Origin of the sequence: Viridibacillus soli (genome assembly GCF_016612995.1) — a bacterium.
Classification (GTDB): domain Bacteria; phylum Bacillota; class Bacilli; order Bacillales_A; family Planococcaceae; genus Viridibacillus; species Viridibacillus soli.
This window is the reverse complement of record NZ_JAEOAH010000075.1, coordinates 1-3,173: the sequence shown is the minus strand read 5'-3', so window position 1 is coordinate 3,173 and position 3,173 is coordinate 1. Positions and strand designations below refer to the sequence as shown.

Genomic DNA, 3,173 nt, shown 5'->3' with positions numbered 1-3,173 from the left:
CGTAACAAGGTAGCCGTATCGGAAGGTGCGGCTGGATCACCTCCTTTCTAAGGATAATTACGGAAACAGATCTTGGATCTGTCGATTAACGTCTTGCGTTCAGTTTTGAAGGCTCATTGTAAAATGATCTTCAAAACCTTGTTCTTTGAAAACTGGATAAAACGACATTGAAGCAAATTAAGTAACACATTTTTTATTATTAAGTTTTTTAGGCTTAATAACTAACTTTTAGGTTAAGTTATTAAGGGCGCATGGCGGATGCCTTGGCACTAGGAGCCGAAGAAGGACGGCACTAACACCGATATGCTTCGGGGAGCTGTAAGTGAGCTTTGATCCGGAGATTTCCGAATGGGGGAACCCACTGTTCGTAATGGAGCAGTATCTTGACGTGAATACATAGCGTCTTGATGGCAGACCCAGGGAACTGAAACATCTAAGTACCTGGAGGAAGATAAAGAAAATTCGATTCCCTGAGTAGCGGCGAGCGAAACGGGAAGAGCCCAAACCAAGAGGCTTGCCTCTTGGGGTTGTAGGACACTCTACATGGAGTTACAAAGGAATGAGTTAAATGAAGCGGTCTGGAAAGGCCCGCCAGAGCAGGTAACAGCCCTGTAGTTGAAAGTTCATTCTCTCCTGAGTGTATCCTGAGTACGGCGGAACACGTGAAATTCCGTCGGAATCTGGGAGGACCATCTCCCAAGGCTAAATACTACCTAGTGACCGATAGTGAACCAGTACCGTGAGGGAAAGGTGAAAAGCACCCCGGAAGGGGAGTGAAATAGATCCTGAAACCATGTGCCTACAAGTAGTTAGAGCCCGTTAATGGGTGATAGCGTGCCTTTTGTAGAATGAACCGGCGAGTTACGATTACATGCGAGGTTAAGTTTTAGAAGACGGAGCCGCAGCGAAAGCGAGTCTGAATAGGGCGAATGAGTATGTAGTTGTAGACCCGAAACCAGGTGATCTACCCATGTCCAGGGTGAAGGTAAGGTAACACTTACTGGAGGCCCGAACCCACGTACGTTGAAAAGTGCGGGGATGAGGTGTGGGTAGCGGAGAAATTCCAATCGAACCTGGAGATAGCTGGTTCTCTCCGAAATAGCTTTAGGGCTAGCCTCGTGATAGAGAATCCTGGAGGTAGAGCACTGTTTGAACTAGGGGTCCATCCCGGATTACCGAATTCAGACAAACTCCGAATGCCAGTGATTTATGCACGGGAGTCAGACTGCGAGTGATAAGATCCGTAGTCAAGAGGGAAACAGCCCAGACCACCAGCTAAGGTCCCAAAGTAATTGTTAAGTGGAAAAGGATGTGACGTTGCTTAGACAACCAGGATGTTGGCTCAGAAGCAGCCATCATTTAAAGAGTGCGTAATAGCTCACTGGTCGAGTGACGCTGCGCCGAAAATGTATCGGGGCTAAACAATTCACCGAAGCTGTGGATGGACATCTTAGATGTCCGTGGTAGGAGAGCGTTCTAAGTGCAGTGAAGTCAGACCGGAAGGACTGGTGGAGCGCTTAGAAGTGAGAATGCCGGTATGAGTAGCGAAAGACGGGTGAGAATCCCGTCCACCGAATGACTAAGGTTTCCTGAGGAAGGCTCGTCCGCTCAGGGTTAGTCGGGACCTAAGCCGAGGCCGATAGGCGTAGGCGATGGACAACAGGTTGATATTCCTGTACCACCTATTTACCATTTGAGCAATGGGGGGACGCAGTAGGATAGGGTAAGCATGCTGTTGGTTATGCATGTTCAAGCAGTGAGGCGTGAAATGAGGCAAATCCCATTTCTATAACGTTGAGCTGTGATGACGAGGACGTATGTCCGGAGTTCCTGATTTCACACTGCCAAGAAAAGCCTCTAGCGAGGTAAAAGGTGCCCGTACCGCAAACCGACACAGGTAGTCGAGGAGAGAATCCTAAGGTGTGCGAGAGAACTCTCGTTAAGGAACTCGGCAAAATGACCCCGTAACTTCGGGAGAAGGGGTGCTCTAGTAGGGTGAAAGCCCGAGAGAGCCGCAGTGAATAGGCCCAGGCGACTGTTTAGCAAAAACACAGGTCTCTGCAAAACCGTAAGGTGACGTATAGGGGCTGACGCCTGCCCGGTGCTGGAAGGTTAAGAGGAGTGCTTAGCGCAAGCGAAGGTGCGAATTGAAGCCCCAGTAAACGGCGGCCGTAACTATAACGGTCCTAAGGTAGCGAAATTCCTTGTCGGGTAAGTTCCGACCCGCACGAAAGGCGTAACGATCTGGGCACTGTCTCAACGAGAGACTCGGTGAAATTATAGTACCTGTGAAGATGCAGGTTACCCGCGACAGGACGGAAAGACCCCGTGGAGCTTTACTGTAGCCTGATATTGAATTTTGATACAGCTTGTACAGGATAGGTAGGAGCCAGAGATTCCGGAGCGCCAGCTTCGGAGGAGGCGTTGGTGGGATACTACCCTAGCTGTATTGAACTTCTAACCCATGCCCCTTAGCGGGGTAGGAGACAGTGTCAGGCGGGCAGTTTGACTGGGGCGGTCGCCTCCTAAAGAGTAACGGAGGCGCCCAAAGGTTCCCTCAGAATGGTTGGAAATCATTCGTAGAGTGTAAAGGCATAAGGGAGCTTGACTGCGAGACCTACAAGTCGAGCAGGGTCGAAAGACGGGCTTAGTGATCCGGTGGTTCCGCATGGAAGGGCCATCGCTCAACGGATAAAAGCTACCCCGGGGATAACAGGCTTATCTCCCCCAAGAGTCCACATCGACGGGGAGGTTTGGCACCTCGATGTCGGCTCATCGCATCCTGGGGCTGTAGTCGGTCCCAAGGGTTGGGCTGTTCGCCCATTAAAGCGGTACGCGAGCTGGGTTCAGAACGTCGTGAGACAGTTCGGTCCCTATCCGTCGTGGGCGTAGGAAATTTGAGAGGAGCTGTCCTTAGTACGAGAGGACCGGGATGGACACACCGCTGGTGTACCAGTTGTTCTGCCAAGGGCATCGCTGGGTAGCTATGTGTGGACGGGATAAGTGCTGAAAGCATCTAAGCATGAAGCCCCCCTCAAGATGAGATTTCCCATTACGCAAGTAAGTAAGATCCCTCAAAGACGATGAGGTAGATAGGTTCGAGGTGGAAGTGTGGCGACATACGGAGCTGACGAATACTAATAGATCGAGGACTTAACCAAATTTTACTTAAC

1 rRNA gene is annotated in these 3,173 nt (G+C 50.4%); it reads left to right on the top strand.

Annotation, left to right across the window (positions count from 1 at the left end):
* The first annotated feature begins 231 nt into the window (after positions 1-231).
* Positions 232-3,161 (top strand): 23S ribosomal RNA (locus JFL43_RS21990).
* The last annotated feature ends 12 nt before the right edge of the window (positions 3,162-3,173 follow it).